The 20,861-nt window shown below is 44.6% G+C and carries 23 protein-coding genes and 1 tRNA gene; 20 read left to right on the forward strand and 4 right to left on the reverse strand.

The window, feature by feature from the left end; translation table 11 throughout:
• Positions 1 to 87: 87 nt before the first annotated feature.
• Positions 88 to 741 carry a DUF1254 domain-containing protein gene (locus D1Z90_RS06315; RefSeq protein ID WP_119909911.1) on the reverse strand — a complete coding sequence of 218 codons (654 nt, stop codon included), beginning with the start codon at positions 739 to 741 and terminating at the stop codon, positions 88 to 90.
• Between the two features lie 387 nt (positions 742 to 1,128).
• Between D1Z90_RS06315 and D1Z90_RS06320 the strand changes: the two genes are divergently transcribed.
• Positions 1,129 to 1,205 (forward strand) — tRNA-Arg (locus tag D1Z90_RS06320).
• A 156-nt stretch (positions 1,206 to 1,361) separates the two neighbouring features.
• On the opposite strand, the gene D1Z90_RS06325 is transcribed toward D1Z90_RS06320, so the two are convergent.
• The 3 genes from D1Z90_RS06325 to flgA form a co-directional block, all read right to left on the reverse strand.
• The gene (locus D1Z90_RS06325; protein WP_119909912.1) at positions 1,362 to 1,808 is read right to left on the reverse strand and encodes a flagella synthesis protein FlgN; all 447 of its coding nucleotides are present in this window, start codon (positions 1,806 to 1,808) and stop codon (positions 1,362 to 1,364) included.
• A gap of 21 nt (positions 1,809 to 1,829) precedes the next feature.
• Positions 1,830 to 2,147, reverse strand: coding sequence for a flagellar biosynthesis anti-sigma factor FlgM (flgM, locus tag D1Z90_RS06330; protein WP_119909913.1), 318 nt, complete (start codon positions 2,145 to 2,147; stop codon positions 1,830 to 1,832).
• 76 nt (positions 2,148 to 2,223) lie between these two features.
• Positions 2,224 to 2,904 carry a flagellar basal body P-ring formation chaperone FlgA gene (flgA, locus tag D1Z90_RS06335; RefSeq protein ID WP_119909914.1) on the reverse strand — a complete coding sequence of 227 codons (681 nt, stop codon included), beginning with the start codon at positions 2,902 to 2,904 and terminating at the stop codon, positions 2,224 to 2,226.
• Between the two features lie 182 nt (positions 2,905 to 3,086).
• On the opposite strand from flgA, the gene D1Z90_RS06340 reads away from it, so the two are divergent.
• The 19 genes from D1Z90_RS06340 (at position 3,087) to fliT (ending at position 20,859) form a co-directional block, all read left to right on the forward strand.
• The gene (locus D1Z90_RS06340; RefSeq protein ID WP_119909915.1) at positions 3,087 to 4,001 is read left to right on the forward strand and encodes a chemotaxis protein; all 915 of its coding nucleotides are present in this window, start codon (positions 3,087 to 3,089) and stop codon (positions 3,999 to 4,001) included.
• Between the two features lie 15 nt (positions 4,002 to 4,016).
• The gene (locus D1Z90_RS06345; RefSeq protein WP_438941738.1) at positions 4,017 to 4,874 is read left to right on the forward strand and encodes a CheR family methyltransferase; all 858 of its coding nucleotides are present in this window, start codon (positions 4,017 to 4,019) and stop codon (positions 4,872 to 4,874) included.
• A 223-nt stretch (positions 4,875 to 5,097) separates the two neighbouring features.
• On the forward strand, positions 5,098 to 5,493 hold the full coding sequence (gene flgB, locus D1Z90_RS06350) for a flagellar basal body rod protein FlgB (RefSeq protein ID WP_119909916.1): 396 nt from the start codon (positions 5,098 to 5,100) through the stop codon (positions 5,491 to 5,493).
• A gap of 2 nt (positions 5,494 to 5,495) precedes the next feature.
• The gene (gene flgC, locus D1Z90_RS06355; protein ID WP_119909917.1) at positions 5,496 to 5,915 is read left to right on the forward strand and encodes a flagellar basal body rod protein FlgC; all 420 of its coding nucleotides are present in this window, start codon (positions 5,496 to 5,498) and stop codon (positions 5,913 to 5,915) included.
• Positions 5,916 to 5,927: 12 nt separating this feature from the next.
• Positions 5,928 to 6,743, forward strand: coding sequence for a flagellar hook assembly protein FlgD (gene flgD / locus D1Z90_RS06360; protein WP_119909918.1), 816 nt, complete (start codon positions 5,928 to 5,930; stop codon positions 6,741 to 6,743).
• A gap of 43 nt (positions 6,744 to 6,786) precedes the next feature.
• A complete protein-coding gene (gene flgE / locus D1Z90_RS06365) occupies positions 6,787 to 8,121 on the forward strand; it encodes a flagellar hook protein FlgE (RefSeq protein ID WP_119909919.1) in 1,335 nt (444 codons plus the stop codon).
• A 155-nt stretch (positions 8,122 to 8,276) separates the two neighbouring features.
• Complete coding sequence (gene flgF, locus D1Z90_RS06370) at positions 8,277 to 9,023, forward strand: flagellar basal-body rod protein FlgF (RefSeq protein WP_119909920.1); 747 nt, start codon at positions 8,277 to 8,279, stop codon at positions 9,021 to 9,023.
• A 15-nt stretch (positions 9,024 to 9,038) separates the two neighbouring features.
• Positions 9,039 to 9,827 carry a flagellar basal-body rod protein FlgG gene (gene flgG / locus D1Z90_RS06375; RefSeq protein ID WP_119909921.1) on the forward strand — a complete coding sequence of 263 codons (789 nt, stop codon included), beginning with the start codon at positions 9,039 to 9,041 and terminating at the stop codon, positions 9,825 to 9,827.
• 31 nt (positions 9,828 to 9,858) lie between these two features.
• Positions 9,859 to 10,533 (forward strand): flagellar basal body L-ring protein FlgH, encoded by a 675-nt coding sequence (gene flgH, locus D1Z90_RS06380; protein ID WP_119909922.1) that lies wholly within the window; start codon positions 9,859 to 9,861, stop codon positions 10,531 to 10,533.
• A gap of 16 nt (positions 10,534 to 10,549) precedes the next feature.
• Positions 10,550 to 11,647: a flagellar basal body P-ring protein FlgI gene (locus tag D1Z90_RS06385; RefSeq protein ID WP_119909923.1), complete on the forward strand. Its 1,098-nt coding sequence runs from the start codon at positions 10,550 to 10,552 to the stop codon at positions 11,645 to 11,647.
• A gap of 10 nt (positions 11,648 to 11,657) precedes the next feature.
• On the forward strand, positions 11,658 to 12,707 hold the full coding sequence (gene flgJ / locus D1Z90_RS06390) for a flagellar assembly peptidoglycan hydrolase FlgJ (RefSeq protein ID WP_119909924.1): 1,050 nt from the start codon (positions 11,658 to 11,660) through the stop codon (positions 12,705 to 12,707).
• A gap of 215 nt (positions 12,708 to 12,922) precedes the next feature.
• Complete coding sequence (gene flgK / locus D1Z90_RS06395) at positions 12,923 to 14,908, forward strand: flagellar hook-associated protein FlgK (RefSeq protein ID WP_119909925.1); 1,986 nt, start codon at positions 12,923 to 12,925, stop codon at positions 14,906 to 14,908.
• A 6-nt stretch (positions 14,909 to 14,914) separates the two neighbouring features.
• On the forward strand, positions 14,915 to 16,150 hold the full coding sequence (gene flgL, locus D1Z90_RS06400) for a flagellar hook-associated protein FlgL (RefSeq protein WP_119909926.1): 1,236 nt from the start codon (positions 14,915 to 14,917) through the stop codon (positions 16,148 to 16,150).
• Positions 16,151 to 16,210: 60 nt separating this feature from the next.
• Positions 16,211 to 17,029, forward strand: coding sequence for a flagellin N-terminal helical domain-containing protein (locus D1Z90_RS06405; RefSeq protein WP_119909927.1), 819 nt, complete (start codon positions 16,211 to 16,213; stop codon positions 17,027 to 17,029).
• A 323-nt stretch (positions 17,030 to 17,352) separates the two neighbouring features.
• On the forward strand, positions 17,353 to 18,168 hold the full coding sequence (locus D1Z90_RS06410; protein ID WP_119909928.1) for a flagellin N-terminal helical domain-containing protein: 816 nt from the start codon (positions 17,353 to 17,355) through the stop codon (positions 18,166 to 18,168).
• 69 nt (positions 18,169 to 18,237) lie between these two features.
• Positions 18,238 to 18,693: a flagellar protein FlaG gene (locus D1Z90_RS06415; protein WP_119909929.1), complete on the forward strand. Its 456-nt coding sequence runs from the start codon at positions 18,238 to 18,240 to the stop codon at positions 18,691 to 18,693.
• 24 nt (positions 18,694 to 18,717) lie between these two features.
• A complete protein-coding gene (gene fliD / locus D1Z90_RS06420) occupies positions 18,718 to 20,106 on the forward strand; it encodes a flagellar filament capping protein FliD (protein ID WP_119909930.1) in 1,389 nt (462 codons plus the stop codon).
• A gap of 13 nt (positions 20,107 to 20,119) precedes the next feature.
• Positions 20,120 to 20,548, forward strand: a complete 429-nt coding sequence (gene fliS, locus D1Z90_RS06425; protein ID WP_119909931.1) for a flagellar export chaperone FliS — start codon at positions 20,120 to 20,122, stop codon at positions 20,546 to 20,548.
• A complete protein-coding gene (fliT, locus tag D1Z90_RS06430) occupies positions 20,548 to 20,859 on the forward strand; it encodes a flagellar protein FliT (RefSeq protein ID WP_119909932.1) in 312 nt (103 codons plus the stop codon). The genes fliS and fliT overlap by 1 nt, the downstream gene beginning before the upstream one ends.
• Positions 20,860 to 20,861 lie beyond the last annotated feature (2 nt).

A 20,861-nucleotide genomic window follows, 5' to 3' on the forward strand; every position in this document is an offset into this window, starting at 1 on the left:
AAACTTCAGCAGCTTTCTGCCTATAGCTGGCTGCGTGAAATTGTTGAGCATCATATGCTCAAAGTGGATTATCAGACACCAGCATTTTTAGCATAAACAGACGTCAATAGCTCGCGGGTGAATAGTTACATCACCGGCATCTTTGTCTGTGGCCCCATTGGTTAAAGACGGGCGAAATGAAAAGCCGTAAAGATAGGTGTCAGTTTCAAATACCAAGTAGCCTTGATTTTCCAACTCTTGCTTGCTGCCCAGCTTGTTATCGTAATTGGGAGGCAAAAATACGTATTTGCCGCCTTTGCCTTTGTCGGCTCCTTTATAACCAACATCAGTGATTGGCACTTCCCACTGGTTTACTACTGAGCCAAAGTAGTTCACTTTGTCGGTAGCCGCTGGTACTTCAATCACAATAGGGCCGTTTTTAGACGTTGTGGTTGCCCATGCGTAAGCTGTCGTGTCATTTGCCGTTAAAAAACCTTTTTCAGATCCGAAAGGTTCGTTTACGTAAACTACATCATGAAAGTCGCCTCCTAGATCGCGGCGAGTGGCTTTTAGGAAGTCAATTTGCGTTACGGCAGGCATAAAGTGAATAGCAGTCTGCGCAGCTCTTTGCACCATCATTTGGTATTCGATATTTTCTATCTGGGAGGCGCGGGCTAAAATATCATCGGTATCATCAAATGTCTGTGTGTAGGCAGGCAAAGTAGAAAGTGCTAATAAAGATGCGAGTAATAGTCTTTTCATGGTAAAAATCTCTTCGTTAATAGCGAAACAATATTGAGTGAATATTCTGTGATTAAGGTTAGTATACGAGGTCAACTAAATCTCATCTAATGACTTATTCTCATTATTAATTATTCACTTTGCGGGTAAAGCAAAGCGATACAAAACGCACTTATTGTTGTATCAGAGAGTGAAGGGAAACATTGGAAAGCGATGCTAAACTCTGCGAAACCAGAAGATAACAAGGGTAAGATAAGCAACCTGTGTCTGTATTGACTGGCGTAGGTACTGGCAAAAAATCAATGATGTGTATTGACGGCTAGAATGCTTAATTTGTTTATTGTCACTAAAATGATCTAAGTGAGTTGTTGGTTTTAGCTCAAAAATGCTAGAGTCTCATACACTTGAGTCCCTGTAGCTCAGTTGGATAGAGCAAGCGCCTCCTAAGCGCTAGGTCGGACGTTCGAATCGTCTCAGGGACGCCATTTTTTCAAGAAGGTAATACCAGGCTCCAGACTAAGCTTGAAATACCGGTGTTGGGCTTGGGTTAATTGAGCAGCGTGAGACGGCTTAATGAATCATTGCGGCATAAAAAAACCAAGCTGTTAGCTTGGTTTTTTTATTTTAACCAGGTACTGAGGCTATGCTTTGATCCCTGAGCCTATGATACTGGCGCCTTTGGCTTTGCCTTTGGCATCATAAGTCAATGAGTTTGCTGCTTTTGCTTGATTAAGCACAGCGGTAAGGTGGCGTGACGTACGCAAACTCATTTCAATGATTTCACCATTGATGTTGTTTTTCTCTTGGCACTGGGCGAACAATTGTCTAATTTCTGCCACTGTATTCGCTATTTCCGGATCTTGAGGCTGACTCAATGATGCCACATCTGGGTGAGCTTGCATGTTAGCGTCTGCGTCTGCTATTTGCTGTAACACAGATTGTTTCTCAGCCAAAACCTGATTAAGGGTGTCAGGGTGACGCCCAATTAACGCATCATGCTCTGATTGTAATAACTCAGAGAAATGTTTAACCGTCTCTAACTGTTGTAATAACAGTTGTAACAGTGAGCCTGTTTGACTTGTATTCATGTCACCTCAAACGGGTAAAGCTTAAATGGCCTTACCAAATTCGCCTTCAAATGCACTCATTTTTTGAGCCAGTTTATCTGCATCTATGGCATATTCGCCATTTAAAATCGCTTTTTTAAGTGTTTCAACGCGTTCTTTGTTGAATGTGCCTTCGGCACTGACTTGTTTCTGCATACCTTTAAGCGCCTGTGCTTGTGGGGTCAGTGAGACAGAGTCTTTCGCCGCCGTTGCTTTGGCGGGTGCTTGTTCAGCACCTTTTACCACGGCTTCCTGCTGCTTTTGCTTTTGCTCGACATGAAGGTTGGTGCGATTACCAACATTGTTCATATTTATAGCCATAGGTTTAACCTTTTTTACTTAAGCTCTGGGATCTTAATCATCATATCGGCAGAGAATTAAATAACTTTAGACGTTTTTATAAATTAACTTCCATTTCACCCACCGCCGTCACTTTTCCGGTGACCATACGTTGAGTTTGGATATTCTTTGCTCGAATAGTATCACCGATAGCCGCGCTACTTGTAGCAATTCCAGAAGTTTTTATCTCTAAGCCGCCCACTTTAGCTTTGATAACCACGCGATCACCTTTGCAGATATAGCATAAATCACGTTTTTTTATGACTCTGCCTTTGGGTATTCTACGCTTTGTTTTCGACCCGTATAGCTGGCTTGGATCAATAAATGGGCTGCCGCGTAGCTGATGGCTTTCTTTATACGCTATGCTTAGATTTTGCGAGGTGAGTAAGGCACCTTTATTAAGTTGTTGTCTGGCAACCACCACAGGCTGCGTGACGGCTACCTTTACCTGCACGTAAGTGTGCCAGCCTTTAATGCCTTGGCAGGTTACTTTGACAACGGAGTTTTTTTTAATTTTTCCATTGACGATTTCAGATTTGAGTGGCTGTTGGCAGGTTTCAAAGTTCAGCCTGGGGTCTAATTTGGCTGCCTTGATTGACACTTTTCCAAGATCTGGCGCAGTGATATGTTCGTCGATGGTATTTTCGGCGAGGGTTTGGATCTGCTTATGCACAATGTTTTCTGCAAAAATGGGCATTGCTGCAATACTTAAAAATAAAAATGCGATTGGCTTAAACATCTGCGTCCTTGTGCCGATAATCAGGGTAACGGTTTGGTGTTACTTCAAAAATCATTATATTAGATCGTTTTTTTGACATTAGACATGTCAATTGAGTGGTAGACTTTATACCAAATAATTGACTCATAATAATGAGTTTAAGCAAATAAAGTGCCATTGGAACAATATTAACGGAGACAGTTATGGCAGGATTACTAGACTCAGTAAACCAGCGTACCCAACTAGTAGGCCAAAACAGATTAGAATTATTACTTTTTAAACTGGTAGGTCGCCAGCGTTATGGCATTAACGTATTTAAAGTCAAGGAAGTACTACAGTGTCCGCCATTGACATCCCTGCCTAAGTTACACCCTGTCATAAGAGGGGTCGCGCATATTCGAGGTAAAACGGTGTCAGTGATTGACCTCAGCCTCGCGACTGGTGGTCGACCAATAGAAGACGTGACCAAGTGCTTTATCATCATTTCTGAGTATAACCGCTCGGTGCAAGGTTTCTTGGTTAACTCTGTTGAGCGCATCATTAACATGAACTGGGAAGCCATCATGCCGCCGCCACAAGGTGCCGGCAAGTTTAGTTATTTGACTGCGGTGACAGAGGTAGACAATGAACTGGTTGAGATTTTAGACGTAGAAAAAATCCTCGATGAAATATCACCGGTTAACACTGAAGTCAGTGAAGATGTGAAAAGTGTTGATACCAGTTCTAAAGTAGTTGGTCGCAAAGTATTGGTGGCTGATGACTCTAGCGTGGCGCGTAATCAGGTTAAAAAAGCGGTGACATCGCTCGGTGTGGAGTGTTTACTTGCAAAAGATGGTCGTGAAGCTCTTGAAATACTTAATGAAATGGCAAAAGATGGCCCGATAACTGAGCAGATTGCATTGGTCATTTCTGACATTGAAATGCCAGAAATGGACGGCTATACCTTAACGGCAGAGATACGCGGTACAGCTGAGCTTAAGGATCTGCATATTATATTACATACTTCGTTGAGTGGTGTATTTAACCAAGCTATGGTTAATAAAGTAGGCGCCAATAATTTTATCGCTAAATTCAACCCAGATGAGCTGGCTACGGCTGTTCAAGACGCGGTGAATTAATAGAAGGGAACTAATTTGACTGCAAAAATGTTGTCGGATGAAGTATATAAGCAATTTGCAGACTTCCTTGAAGTGCAATGTGGCATAGTACTTGGGCCAAACAAGCAATACCTGGTTAAAAGCCGTTTATCACCTTTGTTAACCGAATTTAAAGGTGAAAGTTTAGCTGAGTTAATCAAACGCTCGATGGGCATGCGCGAGCGGGATTTGCGTGCCGCGGTGATTGATGCGATGACCACCAATGAGACGCTATGGTTTAGGGATACTTACCCGTTCCAGTTACTGATTGATAAGCTGTATCCTGATGTATTAGCGGGCGGTAAAAAGCAGATAAAGCTTTGGTCTGCAGCTTGTTCTTCAGGTCAAGAACCATACTCCATTGCTATGTCCACCCTTGAGCATCAAACGCGTAAACCGGGTGTGATGCCACAAGGTGTGCAAATTACGGGTACGGACATATCAACGGCGATGCTGGATCATTGTAAACAGGGTGTTTATGACTCATTGGCTTTGGCCCGAGGTTTGTCTCCCGAGCGTAAGCGTCAATTTTTTGAAACCCTGAATGATGGCTCAGGGAGAATGAAAATTAACGATAAAGTCAAAAAAATGACCAGCTTTCGCTCTTTTAACTTATTAGACAGTTATACCTTGTTGGGTAAATTCGACATTATTTTCTGTCGCAATGTGCTTATCTACTTTTCACCTGAAGTGAAATCAAAGATTCTCAATCAATTTGCTAATTGCTTAAACCCTGGTGGTTATCTAATGCTAGGTGCCTCAGAGTCTTTAACTGGTTTAACCGATCGCTTTGACATGATCCGTTGTAACCCTGGCATTGTTTATAAGTTAAAGGCTCCGGTCGCGAAACGTTAATCGATATTTGTCATTGAAAAAGCGGCAATTTGCCGCTTTTTTTATGGCATTTTTTTGCCTGCCGTCAATTCTTCGTTGTTATTTGTCATAAGTGTTTGCGTTAGCTCTGTCCTTGGTGTTGATTAAGCTTCTGTTTTTATTGGTCTTTTAATTATTTTTTAATTCACTTTCCATTTTGGCACACAGATTGCTTTTATCTTAGATAGAACTTTGAGGAGGCATTATGGCCATAACATTTGAAAAAGCACTGGGTGTTCACCAGCACACCTTAGGAGTGCGAGCGAAGCGCTCGGAGATGCTAGCAAGTAACATCGCCAATGCTGATACCCCGCACTACAAAGCACGGGATATAAATTTTTCAGATGCGTTAGCAGCGGCCAAGTCGGGTAAAAGTTTCTCATTAGAGAAAACAAACCAGAAGCACTTCTCAATGCAAACAGACTTACAGCCAGGTGTGAAATACCGCAATGCCAATCAGCCAGATACCGGGGATGGTAACACGGTAGATGTGCAGGTAGAGCGGAATTTGTTTATGCAAAATTCGATGGAATACCAAGCCAGCATGACCTTTTTAAACAGTAAGATTGCAGGCTTGCGCAAAGCTATCAAAGGGCAATAACTATGAGCTTATTTAACGTATTAGATGTATCCGCTTCTGGCATGAGTGCCCAAAGTGTTCGTTTAAACACCACTGCAAGTAACCTGGCAAATGCGAACAGCGTTAGCAGCAGTGCTGATACCACTTATCGAGCCAGAAACCCAGTGTTTAGCGCTGAGTTAAATAAAGCACAAAGCCAGCAGCAGTCAGACGTCAAAGTAAAAGTGCTGGGCGTTGTCGAAAGTGAAGCGCCTTTGACCCGAGAATATATGCCTAACCATCCTATGGCGGACGACAGCGGCTTTATATTCCGCTCCAACGTTAACGTAGTAGAGGAAATGGCTAACATGATGAGCGCGTCTCGCTCTTATCAAACCAATGTGCAAATCGCAGATGCAGCTAAGCAAATGCTGAGTAAAACGTTGCAAATTGGCCGTAATTAATAGGAGTTCGCCATGACAACTGTATCTAATGTCAGCGCTAATGGGTTGTACTGGGAAGAAAAGGATGTTGCTGAAAAAGCGGAAGAGCTCAATAAAAAGGAGCTTGGTCAAGAAGACTTCTTTGCTTTGCTGTCACAGCAGCTGGCATATCAAGATCCTTTTAAACCCGTAGATAACGCGCAGATGGTTGCGCAAATGGCTTCATTTACCACCGCAGAAGGTATCGCGGAAATGAGTCAGCAGTTTGAAAATATGAACTCAATCATGAGCTCGACGCAAGCGCTACAAGCTTCAAGCTTAGTGGGGCGCAATGTGTTAATCCCTTCTGAGCAAGCTTACCTAGCTGAAGGTAAAGCGGTCGAAGGGGTTGTAGTATCGGGCTCAGATATGCAAAACACCACCATTCGAATTGAAGACGACAAAGGCAACTTAGTAAAAGTACTCGATTTGGGTAACCAACCTGCCGGTAACGTTAAGTTTAGTTGGGATGGCACAGATGAAAGCGGCAATGTCATGCCGCCTGGCAACTATAACATTAAAGCCAATGCTACCGTCGATGGTCAAAGTACCGACCTAGCCACCGCTAACTACGCTCATGTTGAAAGTGTGAGCTTAGCGGGTGGTAGCAACGGTGTGGTATTGAACTTGCAAGGTGTAGGCAGCGTGCGCTTAAGTGACGTATTAGAAGTCGCTCAAGAGTCCCCGAATGTGACACCACCTTTACCGGGTGAGCCTGATGAAGGTGAACCAGAAGAAGGTAACCCAGGCGAGGGCGGTGAAAGTGTAGAAGAATTAGCAGCAAGACTGAAAGTGCAACTCGGGCTTTAGATAAAAGCCGAGTAACCTAAATGAATTTATAAAGGAGAGTAGTATGTCTTTTAATATTGCTTTGAGTGGCATTAACGCTGCGCAAAAAGACCTTGATGTTACCGCAAATAACATAGCTAACGTCAACACGTTTGGTTTTAAGGAATCTCGTGCTGAGTTTGCTGACGTTTACGCGACGTCGATTTTCTCAAACGCAAAAACGGCAAACGGTAACGGTGTGAAAACCGCGCAAGTAGCGCAGCAATTCCACCAAGGTAGTTTGCAGTTCACCCAAAATGCGTTAGATCTTGCGATTACCGGCGAAGGCTTCTTCGTTACCGCTGAAGATACCACTACGCTCACCCGCAGCTATACCCGAGCGGGAGCGTTCAACCTTAACCAAGATAATTACGTGGTTAACGCGAGCGGTCAATACTTGCAAGCGTACCCAGTGGATGAAAACGGTGTGCCGTCTTCAGTGAGTATGGCAGCAACGCGCCCACTGCAAATCAGCACCAGTGTAGGTACGCCAACTCAAACGTCGGAAGTAGACATGACGATGAACCTTCCTGCGGGCGGCTCTGAGCATGATATTGGGGATTTTGATCCTACTAACCCTGATACTTACACTTCATCGACTTCGGTAACAATATATGACTCGCTTGGTGAGCCTCATGTGGCGCAAACTTATTACGTTAAAGCGCCGGCTCCTGCAGTTAACGAGTGGGACGTTTTAACCTATGTAGATGGTCAACCGACTAACATTAATGGTGGTACCGCCAATACACCAAACGCGGGTAACCCAAATACCACAATCCCTAACTCTGCGAAAATGACATTTGGTACTGATGGCTTATTGGCGCCGGTAACACCGCCAGCGACTAACCCATCGCCGTCGCCCGTTGAGACAATTACTTTAGGGGCTGCGGGTGTTATCACTAATGGCGCCGATCCAAACCAAACGGTGCGTTTTAACTTTAATGACCCTACGCAATTTGGCGCGCCATTTGAAGTGTCTGCGCTGTCTCAGAATGGTTCGACTGTCGGTAAATTGACAGGTATTGATATCGCCGCTGATGGCCTAGTAAAAGCCACGTTCAGTAACGGCTCTACGGTTTACATGGGTAAAGTTGCGATTGCCAAGTTTAATAATACGCAAGGTTTGGCACAAATTGGTGATACTTCTTGGCAAGCCACGCAGACATCGGGTGAGGCTATTGCTGGTGAAGGTAACTCGGGCACTTTTGGTAAGATAAACTCCTCATCCATAGAGCAATCGAACGTTAACTTGTCTGCAGAGCTGGTGGACTTAATCAGTGCGCAGCGTAATTTCCAGGCTAACTCACGGGCGCTTGAAGTAAACAGTACCTTGCAACAAACGATATTGCAGATACGATAGTAGTAAAATAGGCCGCTTAGCGGCCTTTTTTAATTCATTAAAATCATACCCTTACTACCTTTCTAAATTTTTCTTTTTTCAATTCTATATCTTGGCATCTTGATTGCATTGTTCAGAGTATGACTTCTCAGTCAGATAATTGACAAAGGTGTAGGATGGACAACTTACTGTATATCGCCATGTCAGGGGCGAAAGAAAACTTAAATGGGATTGCGGTGCGAAGTAATAACCTCGCTAATGCTAATACCATGGGTTTTAAAGCTGACCTTGAGCAAGCGCGTTCTATGCAAGCGTTTGGCCCGGGGTTACCTACGCGGGTGTTTTCAATGACAGAAAATGCTTCGCAAAACTTTGACGAAGGCTCAATTCATACCACGGGCAACAACCTTGACCTGGCGATTGAAGGCGATGGTTGGCTAGCGGTTCAAAACGCCGATGGTGAAGAGGTGTTTACCCGTAACGGCAAACTTAAAATTGACGTCAACGGTCAACTCAGTGATATGCAGGGCAATGCTGTTCTGGGCATAAATGGCACGCCTATTATCTTTCCATTACCGATTGAGAAACTCGAAATAAGCCGTGACGGTATGATTGAAATTCGTCCAGAAGGTGCGCCACCTGATGCAATGGAAGAATTGGCCATGATCAAAATGGTTAACCCAGAGGTACAAGACTTGGCCCGCGGTCAAGATGGATTCTTTCGCCGCGCTGATGGTCAGCCTGAAGCTGCCGCCATTGATGTGCAACTCGTACAAGGTGCCTTAGAAAGCTCCAACGTAAATGCTGCCAATGAAATGACACACATGATGTCTTTACAGCGTCAATTTGAAATGCAAATCAAAATGATGAAGACAGCAGAAGAAATAGACAAAGCTTCAGATAGCTTGTTGCGCATAGTTTAATTTAAGGAGACGCTTATGCATCCCGCTTTATGGATCAGTAAAACCGGTTTGGACGCGCAACAAGTTAACGTTGCGACCATTTCAAATAACTTAGCTAATGCCAGTACTGTCGGCTTTAAGAAAAGCCGCGCGGTATTTGAAGATTTATTGTACCAAACCATAAATCAACCGGGTGGTCGCTCTTCTCAAGATACCAAGTTACCAAATGGTTTAATGGTTGGGGCGGGTGCCAAAGTGGTAGCCACGCAAAAGAACTTTGACCAAGGCAATATTTTAACCACGGACAACTCTTTGGATATCATGATTGATGGCCGTGGCTTTTTCGAGATATTAATGCCAGATGGCACAACATCATACAGTCGCACCGGGCAATTTAGTTTGAACGATGAAGGCACCATAGTGACATCTGGTGCTGGTTACCCATTGCAACCTGAAATTCAAGTACCAGAAGACGCACAATCTTTAACCATTTCTCAAGATGGTGAGGTCTCGGTGCAACTGCCTGGAGAAGCTGAGCCTCAAGTATTAGGCCAGCTAAACCTATCGGATTTTGTTAACCCATCGGGTCTAGAGCCTATTGGCCAAAACTTATACCTCGAGACGGGAGCCAGTGGCGCGCCGTTGCAAGGGGTACCAGGAGCTGATGGTATTGGTACTTTGGTTCAAGGCGCGTTAGAAACCTCTAACGTTAACGTGACCGAAGAACTGGTTAACCTGATTGAGAGCCAACGAGTTTATGAAATGAACTCCAAAGTCATTAAGTCAGTAGACGAAATGCTGTCATTTGTTAGCCAGCAGTTGTAATTGGTTGAATGAAGCAACAAGGATAATGATTATGAAACGTTTTATGCTAGCAGGCTTGGTGATGTCTATCTCAGCATGTTCAACATTACCAAATGATCCTATCGAAGATGATCCAAGGTTTGCTCCGGTGATCCCTGAAGAGGTAGAAGCGGAAGTGGTGCAAACGGGCTCTTTATTTCAAGATAAATATGCCAACAACCTTTACTCGGACATTAAGGCTCACCGTATTGGCGACATCATTACTGTGTACCTCGAAGAGTCAACCTCTGCCAAGAAGAAAGCCAAAACAGGTTTGGATAAGAGTAACGACTTTGAACTTGACCAAATTACGGTTCCAAGTGGCGTAGCCACCATCGGCGGTAATCCTATTCAGTTAGGTTATAACCAAGAGAGTTCATTCAGTGGCAATGGCTCAGCCGATCAAAGTAACAGCTTACAAGGCAGTATCTCCGTCAACGTAGTGAAAGTGCTAAGCAATGGTAACTTAGTGGTGCGGGGTGAGAAATGGCTCATGTTAAATAATGGTGACGAGTTCGTGCGCTTAAGTGGCGTGGTTCGCTCTGAAGATGTCAGTAGCGATAACACGGTTTCTTCTATGCGCGTCGCTAACGCTCGGATCCAGTACGGTGGTACCGGTGATTTTGCTAATACTCAGCGCCAAGGCTGGCTCAGTAAATTCTTTAATGGCCCTTACTGGCCGCTATAAGTAAAAGGACATCATGATGAAATACTTCACTCAAGCTATCGTGATAGGGGCTTTACTGGTTAGCGCCGCTGCGCAAGCTATTCGAATCAAAGACGTGGCGTCGGTAGAAGGTGTACGCTCAAACCAAATTATCGGCTATGGCCTGGTGGTAGGTTTACCAGGCACAGGCGAGAAAAGCAGCGCCTTTTCTGAACAATCTTTTGCCACCATGCTGCGAAACTTTGGCATTAATGTACCACAAGGGGTGAAGCTAAAAATTAAGAACGTCGCCCCTGTTGCGATTACTGCAGAAATTCCCGCGTTCAGTAAGCCAGGTCAGAAAATTGACGTTACTGTGGCAGCCATAGGCGAAGCCAAGAGCTTGCGCGGTGGAGAACTGTTGCAAACCTTTATGAAAGGGGTGGATGGTAATGTCTATGCCTTGGCCCAAGGCAGCTTAGTTGTGGGTGGTTTAGGCGCTGAAGGAGCCGACGGCTCAAAGGTTGTCATCAATACGCCTACCGTCGGGCGCATCGCTAATGGTGCAATTATCGAGCGCGCCATTGCTTCGCCTTTTGGCAACAATGACTACTTAACGTTCAACCTAAACAGACCCGATTTTACTTCCGCCAAACGCATGGCCGACACCATCAACGAGTTAGTTGGCCCAAATACTGCAAGACCGTTAGATGCAACGTCGGTACGAGTACACGCACCGCGAGATATTTCGCAACGAGTTTCATACCTTTCGACGTTGGAGAACTTGGAGTTTGAGCCCGCGTCTGAAAGTGGCAAGGTTATTGTTAACTCGCGTACCGGCACCATAGTGGTGGGCAAAGAAGTGCGTTTGTTGCCTACGGCTATTACCCATGGCGGAATTACGGTGACGATTGCAGAGCAACAAGAAGTCTCGCAACCTAATGCGTTTGCTGGTGGCGAAACGGTGGTGACCGATAATAGCACCATCAATGTAACCCAAGAAGACAGCAGAATGTTTAAGTTTGATCCTGGCGTGAGCCTTGATCAATTGGTCAGAGCGGTCAATGAAGTAGGCCTTGCACCTGGCGACTTAATGGCGATTTTAGAAGCCTTAAAGCAAGCCGGTGCACTACAAGGTGAACTGATCATTATTTAGTGGTGATGTTATGAACAAGCTAAGTGAAGCGCCGATTGCAGGCAATGGCTTTTACGATATACAAGGGTTAAATAACTTGCGTGAAGCGGCGCAAAAAGATGAGAAAGGGGCGTTAGGTGAAGTGGCGAAACAGTTTGAAGCCATGTTCACCGGCATGCTGATAAAAAGCATGCGTCAAGCTAACGAAGCTTTTGAAACTGATAGCCCGTTTAACAATAACAAAACCAAGTTTTATCGTGATATGCAAGACCAACAAATGGCACTAGAGCTTAGTTCGACCGGTTCAATGGGATTAGCGGAAGTATTAACGCGTCAGCTTGATCCCAGTTACGGCCATATCAAGCGAGACTCAGATAATCCGCTGATCATGCCTGTGGGTCGAAGCGGACAAAGTGCAGATTTACAGCACGTTGCCAGTTTGTTGGCTAGTCGCCAGCAACAGCTTAATGGAGCCAACGTTAGCGTAGAAAGTAAACCAGAAACGCAAGCAGACACCCCGGCCGCCGTTCCAGGCACGAGCGAAGCGTTGATGGCTGAGTTATCGCAAGCAGATTTAGCGAAAATGAAAGCCAGCAGAGAAGCTGATTTTAGCAACCCCACAGGATTTGTGCAGACGCTGATGCCATTTGCGAAAGAAGCAGCGAAGGAGTTGGGCGTGAATCCGAGTGTATTAGTGGCTCAAGCAGCCCTTGAAACAGGTTGGGGTAAAAAAGTGATTAATCGTATGGGTGAGTCTAGTTTTAACTTGTTTAATATCAAGGCTGACCGCCGCTGGGAAGGGCAACACGCAAGCATTGATACCCTTGAATATTATGATGGTGTAGCGGTAAAAGAGCGCGCGCGCTTCCGGGTTTATAATAACTTTGAGCAAAGCTTTAATGATTACGTGAACTTTTTGCAAACCAATCCTAGGTACAAAAAGGCGCTGCAATCGACCGACGATGCTGGAACTTACATGCGAGAATTACAACGCGCAGGCTATGCTACAGATCCAAGCTATGCGAACAAAGTGATGAGCGTACTCAAACGCGTAGAAGCCAGCCAAGGGAGCGACATTTAATTGTCGCGGCAACAGAGGCAAGCTACAGGTTGCCTCTGGATCCTACCTTTTTTCATTTCAGAATTTAAAAACTCAATAAATACAAGACGGTAAATTTTAAATAGCCGCGTCAATTAATAGTTGGCATATAAGATGCATTAATTTGAATCAGGAAGACCTCTAAGCGAAATTTTCAAGCGAAGACAGAGGTTTAATAGTATCGGGTTGAGGTTGATATGGCCGACTTATTACAAATAGGTACATCAGGCATTAATGCGTTTCAGCGCATGCTAGCTACAACGGGTAATAATATTTCTAATATTAATACCCCTGGGTACACGCGCCAGCGTAATTTAGCGGTGTCTGATCAGTTTAATGCAGGGGTTGCAGGCGTTTTAGATCGCCGCGTATTAGATACTTTTGCGCAAGGCGAAATGCGCCGAGATACCAGCATCAACTCCTATGCCCAAGCATTAAGCTTCGAGCTACAACGTACCGATGCCATCCTTAGTGATAAGGCCAGCAACTTAGGTACCGCGTTTGACAGTGCCTTCCAATCGGTTCATACCGCCAATGATGACCCTACGTCTTTAGATACTCGTCAGTTAATGCTAGGTGAGATGAACTCCCTCATCAGCACTTACAATATGCTGAGTAAAAACCTGGCTGAGCAAGAAAAAATCGTTAATAACGAAATCGCCACGGAAGTATCAGAAACCAACGCGCTCATCAAGAACGTGGCTGAGCTCAATAAAGAAGTGATGAAAGCCAATAACTTACCAGGTGGTGCCTCTGGTGCCTTGCTTGATAAGCGTGATGAAGCGATTCGTTTGCTGGCTGAGAAAGTCGATATCAATGTGATTGACGGCGAAAGCGGCGGCAAACAAGTGATGTTACGTAACGGCGATCCTCTGGTGACTGGGGTGGAATATTCTCAGCTTAGCGTCACTAAAGGTAACCCGGACAGCGAAAAAAATGATCTTCAACTGACCATAGCTGACGTGACGGTCAAAATTAATGGTAATACCACGGGCGGCAAGCTCGGCGCGCTTTATGACTTTCGTGATGACAACATCAATGAAGTGCGTAATACCATGGGGCAATTGGCTATTGGCATTACCGATGCATTTAATACTCAAAACCGTTTAGGTATGAACCTCGATGGCAACTTAGGTGGTGATATCTTTCAATTGCCGACGGCCACTGCCAGCGTTTATGAAAATAACTCCAACCCTGCATTAGGTGTGACGAGTAGTTTTATTCCTGGTTTGGGCAGCTCAGTCACGGCTGCCGATTATGAAATCATCATGACGGGCCCTAACACATTTGACATTTTTGCTATTGAAAATAGTCAACGTACACAAATTCCTCCGGCCGATATTACCGGTACTTTTCCAAATATTGAGATAGAGTCCCACGGCATTAGCATGACTTTTGACACGGGTATGGCCAGTGGCGATAAGTTTTTATTGCAACCAACACGCAACGCTGCGGATTTGGTTGATGTCAGCATGCTCAGACCAGAAGAGTTAGCCTTAGCGTCTCCCATTCGCGTAGACGCTGATTCAGCCAATACCAGTGGCAGTAACATTACGCTTGAAAGCGTTACTGATACCACGACTTATGCCTTTACTCCGCCGTCTGGCCTGAGCGCGGCTGCGCCGCAAGAAGTCCGCATCAATACATCTGGTGGTAACACGGTTTATGAAATCTATGATGGCGGCGGTACCTTATTGGGTAGCGTGACTAGTCCACCAGGAACAGGTGAAGACTTATTAGCGAATGCGGTGCCTGCGATTGTAGACCCTGGTTATGAAATCAGTATTTCTGGTAACCCAAATCACGGCGAAACTTTTTCGATTGGGTTTAACGATAACGGCTTTGCTGATAACAGCAATGGTTTGGCCATGGCTGACCTACAGAACCAAAGTTTAATGCGGAAAAATGTGGTGGCGTCAGGGGACAACCTGATGACGTTTCATGAAGCATTTTCTCGGATGCAGTCTTCGGTTGGTGAAAAAACCGGTAATGCCATTGTGAGCGCCCAAGCCGCCCAAGCCAAGCTGGACTCAAGTACCAACTGGCATGAAAGCGTATCTGGCGTCAACTTAGACGAAGAAGCGTCAAATTTGCTTAAGTTCCAACAGTCATACAGTGCGGCAGCGCAAATTGTCAACGTGGCTCGTCAAACCTTCGACACCTTATTGGGCTCAGTGAGGTAATTAATTATGCGTATATCCACTAATCAGATCTTTATTTCCAGTACTGCCAATATGTCAAGCAGTACCAGTGCCATTGTGAAAACCCAAAACCAATTAACCAGTGGCCAGAAATACCAGCTTGCGTCGGAAGATCCGACCGGTTTCGCGAAAACTAACCGTCTTACCGAAGTAATAGAAGCGAACCAGCAGTACCTTAAAAACTCAACCTTGGTAACAGGCGCGCTCAGCGTCGAAGAGTCGACACTAGATAAAATACAAGTTGCCATCGATCGTGTCAGAACTTTGGCTGTATCAGTAAACAATGGCTCTTTGTCCCATCAAGAAAGATTATCCGTAGCCACGGAAGTAGAGGGGATCCAACAAGAGATCTTTGATTTGATGAACAGTAAGAACGCCAGTGGAGATTATATCTTCTCTGGCAGTAAGTCATCAGTGCAATCTTTTGTTAAAGATCCGGTTACCGGCCGTTATGAATTCCAAGGTGATGGCAACACCAACGGTATTCAGATTTCAACCAGCGTGTTTGTGCAACAAGGGGACTCAGGTTTAACGTTATTTGAACAGATCCCTGCACGACTAACGGCAACTGGCAACGTGATTGCCGGCCCAGCAGTTAATTTAAACGTCAGTATTACCAGTCAAGAGCAGTTTGATGCTTACCATAAAGCGAATTATGACTTTGCCAACCCTGGCAACAGCCAACTACGCGTAGTGACGACGGCCGGTACACCTGACACCTTTGAAATTCAAGATTCTGCCGGTTTGCCGCTAGTACCACCGGTAACTGGCAATTTTGTGCCGGGTGAGCCGATTAACTTTGCCGGTATGGAAATTACCTTAGACGGTGGTCCCGGCAATACGGCAACCATTGACCTAGATCCGCCAAAAAATGAAAACGTGTTAAACCATTTAGAAGATTTTAAAACAGCGCTTCGCGATCCGAACATCACTCAAGAGCAGTTACAACCTGTGCTTAAGGATGTATCTATCGGCTTAAAAAACACCGCCGATTCTGCCTTAAGTACCATGGGTGAAATCGGTGCGCGCATCAATACCATTCGTCGAGTGGAATCCTCAAACAGTTCTTTTGATGTTTTAAATCAAGAGGCTAGAGCTCGTTTGTCAGAAACAGATTACGCCGAAGCGTCGGCAAAACTGGCACAACAGGAGATGGCTATGCAAGTTGCTTACTCCACCTTTAGTAAAGTCACCAACCTTTCTTTATTTGATTATGTTGGTTAATGAAAACTTTGGCACGCATGTTGCTTTATTAATTATGTACATCAATACGGAGATATAAAAATGGCACTTTATGTAAATACCAACGTTGCCTCCCTGAACTCGCAACGTAACTTAACCCAAGCGACCAACGAGCTAAGTACGTCTTTTACTCGTTTATCATCTGGTTTACGCGTAAACAGTGCGGCGGACGACGCTGCGGGTTTACAAATTGGTACACGTTTACAAACACAGGTAAACGGTTTGAACCAGGGTGCGCGTAATGCCAACGATGGCATTTCATTGGCGCAAACGGCTGAAGGTGCGCTTGATGAAACCACTAACATGCTACAACGTATGCGTGTGCTTTCACTGCAATCGGCTAACGGTTCAAACACTACCGCTGACCGTGTTGCTTTGGATAAAGAATACACAGAACTAAAAGTAGAAATTGACCGTGTCGCCACGGATACCACTTTTGGTGGGGTAAACCTATTAGATGGTACTTATTCTGCTGCCTTCCAAGTAGGTGCTGATGCTAACCAAACGATTCAAATTGAAATTGCAGTTTCAATGGGTTCAACCGGCTTGGGCTTAAGTACAACGATTACCACTGCATCAGGCGCACAAGCGGCCATTGATGAGTTAGATACTGCTTTGGCAACCGTGAATGACGTGCGGGCGGATTTAGGTGCGAAGCAAAACCGTTTCTCATCTACCATTCGTAACTTGACCAATATTTCAGAGAACGTATCTGCGTCTAAATCGCGTATTATGGATGCCGACTTTGCTGAAGAGTCTGCCAATATGGCGCGTAACACCGTAATGCAACAGGCTGCAAGTACCATGCTTTCACAAGCAAACCAGCAACCTCAGATTGCACTATCACTACTTAATGGGTGAGGAGCGATCCTCAGCCCCATTTTGGGGCTTTTCCCTTTTTTTGTTTTATCCTACCTGCTATTTGTTCTGGCTTTGACCCTCATTCTAGGTCGCTTTCTAAAAAATATGGGAAAAAATATTTTTTTATCTTTATGATTTTATTGACATAAAAAAATAAATCCGTTTTTTTTTGAAAAAAACTTAAAAATCTACTCAAGCAAATTTCTCTTGCGCCGATACAGTTTATGAGCACGGAAACACAGTGCAAACAAACACAAAAGGGGCTGTGGCATCTAATTCAAAATGCTGACCCTGGATATCATAGCTTTTAAAGGAGAAATACCATGGCTTTATACGTAAATACTAACGTTCAGTCTCTAAACTCACAACGTAACCTAACAAACGCAACTGACGGTCTATCAAAATCGTTTCAACGTTTATCTTCTGGTCTTCGTGTAAACAGTGCAGCAGATGATGCGGCGGGCCTACAGATTGGTTCACGTTTACAAGCTCAGGTTAACGGTTTGAACCAGGGCGCACGTAACGCCAACGATGGTATCTCTCTTGCGCAAACAGCTGAAGGTGCGTTAGACGAAACCACCAACATGTTACAACGTATGCGTGTACTAGCACTGCAATCAGCGAACGGCTCTAACACCACCGCTGACCGTACGGCACTAGATAAAGAGTACACTGAACTTAAAACAGAGATCGACCGTGTTGCTACCGATACTACCTTTGGTGGCGTAACACTACTTGATGGCTCTTACACCGCTTCTTTCCAAGTGGGTGCGGATGCGAACCAGGTTATTGATATCTCGATTGCAACCTCTATGGGCTCAACAGGCTTAGGTGTAACAGGTACCATTACTACTGCCTCAGATGCGCAAACTGCTATTGCAGACGTTGACGCAGCATTGGCAACATTGAACGATACTCGGGCAGACTTAGGTGCGAAACAAAACCGTTTCTCGTCTACAATCCGTAACTTGACTAACATTTCTGAAAACGTATCAGCGTCTAAATCTCGTATCATGGATGCCGATTTCGCAGAAGAGTCAGCGGCAATGGCACGTAATACGGTAATGCAACAGGCAGCAAGCTCAATGTTAGCTCAGGCTAACCAACAACCACAAATTGCGCTATCGTTAATAGGCTAATTTAGCATAAGCTTAGCGTAAACAAGCGCCTACCTATGTTAGGCGCTTCGCTATTTTCGGAGGTCGGTAATGAAAGCTAGTGAAATAACATCCAGCAATTTTATGCCAGACACTTTTCAACAAACGATTACCACTGTTGAAGCCAATAAATCTCAACCTGTGTCTCAAGCTGACAAGGTGGAATTGAGTGCGGCGGCGTTGGCTGATAGCATGAATGTTAGCCCGGACGCGTTAAAAGCGATACAACGAGCGCAGCGCAGTGATACACAAGAAAAGTCGAAAGAGCAGAGCTTAGAAGACGCAGTCAGTTTGGTTCAAGAGTATTTAGACAAAAATCAGCGTGGAGTGAACTTTTCGCTGGATGACTCAACCGAAAAGACCGTGATTAAAGTCATGGATACCAAAAACCAAGAATTGGTTAAACAGTTTCCAAGTGAAGAGCTGCTAAGGATTGCAAATAAGATCAAGGAATTAGAACAAGAATTATCAAATAAAGTTGGCATATTTCTTGATAGTGAAGTGTGACAATTAACATTGTGGAGGTAGCGTATGTCTACGCCTATCGCTGGGGTTGGCTCCGGCCTTGATTTAGAAAGCATCATTTCGACCTTCGTAAAGGCTGAACGTACGACTCGTGAGTCATCAATCAATAATCGTGAGTTAGATTACACCGCTGAGTTATCGGGTGTAGGCACGATGAAAGCGGCGCTTTCAAAATTTCAGAACGTGTTATCACAATTATCTGACCCTGACACCTTCTACCAAAACAAGTCATCTTACAGCTACAAAGGCATAACAGGGGATGAGAGTAATATCTTATCTGCTTCTACTGCGGGAGTCGTAACGGGTGGTACTTTTGAAATTGAAGTATCTCAACTTGCACAAGGTTCGCGTTTAGATTCGGCTGCAGGAGCGTTTACTTCTGCAACGGATACTGTCGGCGCTGGTAAGCTCACGTTTGGCGCTGGTTCGAATACATTTGAAGTAGATGTTGAAGCAACAGATACCCTTGAAGATATCCAAGAGAAGATTAACAACGCTTCAGGTAATTTTGGCGTTAAAGCGAATATCATCAACTCAGACAGTGGCCCAGTATTGACTTATACCTCAGAGGTTACTGGCTCTGCCAATACGCTGACAGTCAGTTCTGATAATGCGAGTCTCGACGCTATTTCTGGCAATATGTCTACGGCAAAATCGGCACAAGACGCTATTATTTCTATAGATGGTCAAAGTGTTTCATCCAGTACTAATAAGTTCTCTAATGCCATTAATGGTATTCAATTGGATGTCAATAGTTTGACAGAAGCCGGTGAGCCACTCACGTTAACGGTGGGCGTAGATACCGATGGCGTCAAAGATTTGATCAACCAATTTGTTGATGGTTATAACGAATTATCCTCAACGTTAAACTCATTATCGAACCCGGTAAACGGTGCGTTAGCATTTGACTCCAGTGTGCGAAACTATGAAAACCAGCTTCGTTCTATTGTTGGTTCAGATGTATCAGGCACATCAGGCGCTATTTCAATGCTTTATGACATGGGCATCACCATGAATGCTGACGGTGAATTAGAGGTCAGCAACATAAGCAAAAATGGCCAGCCCAGCGGTGAAGACAGGTTAAATGCTGCGATCAGCAATAATCTTGATGATCTTGGCAAGATATTTGCAGGTACAGATGGGATTGCTAAGCAGTTAAATGATTTTACTGATACATATTTAGCCTCTGATGGTGTGGTGACTGAACGAGAAGCTTCGTTAAGAGAATCGTTGAAGAAGGTTGAGACAGACAGAGAGTCGTTAGATCGCTACATGGAAAACTATGAAGCGACGTTAAGGGAAAAGTATACCGCCTTAGACGTAACGATAGCTCAATATAATGCCACTTCTTCTTACATCGCAAGCGTGCTAAAACCAGTAGAGAAGAGTGACTAATTTGGAGTAAGTGATGCGAGCGAATTTAAGAAAATATCAAACCGTTAGTAATGAGTCGTCGTTGGTTGCTGCTGACCCTCATCGCGTTATTTTGATGTTGATGCAAGGATTGATTGATACGCTTGCGGTTGCCAAAGGTTGTTTTGAGCGTAAAGATTTCGAAGGCAAAGCCAAAGCATTTAACAAAGCCATTGGTATTATAGGTGGCCTGCAAGACGGCATTGATAGGAAGGTTAACCCTGAGATAGGTGATAACTTTTATGAGTTATACGATTACATGTTGCGCCGCTTGGGGGAAGCCTCTAAGGAAGAAACCATTGCCAGTATTGATGAGGTGGTTAACCTAATAACACCCATTAAAGAAGCGTGGGAAACCATTTCTCAAGAAGACAAAATGAAAGCGCAAGCAATGCGCGCACAAATGCAAGCAAACCCATCATAATGCATACTATTCAATCGCAGATTGACGCACTTAGCCAAACGGTCCGCCAGCGCTCAGCCGCTGGTGAGATTGATGGTCTGGATGAGCTATTAGCTCAGCGCTTAGAATTGATAAAAACACTTTGGAATCAATCTCAAGGAACTATTCATGAAGCGCAAGTACAACAATATCTCAGTCAGCTTGTCAGTCAGGATGATGTTGAAATAGCTCAACTAGAGACAGAAAAGAAACGAATTCGTAAACTCCAACAGGATTACAAGAAAGGTCATAAAGCGGTAGGCCAGTACGCCAACATTAAAAAATTCAGGTGACT

Source organism: Motilimonas pumila (assembly GCF_003596335.1).
In the GTDB taxonomy this organism is placed as follows: Bacteria; Pseudomonadota; Gammaproteobacteria; order Enterobacterales; family CBDFNC01; genus Motilimonas; species Motilimonas pumila.